A 214-nucleotide genomic window follows, 5' to 3' on the forward strand; every position below is an offset into this window, starting at 1 on the left:
CATCGGCGCTAAAGAGCTTAACTTCCGTGTTCGGTATGGGAACGGGTGTGACCTCTTTGCCATCATCACTAGACTATTTGAAAGACAATACTTATTATAACATATTTTATCAAAATTACAAGTATATTATAATAATTTTATTCTTTCAAAACTGGATAAACGGTTCATTGAATGCTTCAAACTTTTTGGTTAAGTCCTCGATCGATTAGTATTC

Annotated in this window: 1 rRNA gene; it reads right to left on the bottom strand. The window is 33.2% G+C overall.

Going from position 1 to position 214, the window contains the following annotated elements:
- A 5S ribosomal RNA gene (gene rrf / locus ACP3VS_RS24620) occupies window positions 1-73 on the bottom strand; the annotation flags it as partial.
- Window positions 74-214 lie beyond the last annotated feature (141 nt).

This window comes from Lysinibacillus sp. VIII_CA (genome assembly GCF_049943995.1).
Taxonomy (GTDB): Bacteria; Bacillota; Bacilli; order Bacillales_A; family Planococcaceae; genus Lysinibacillus; species Lysinibacillus pinottii.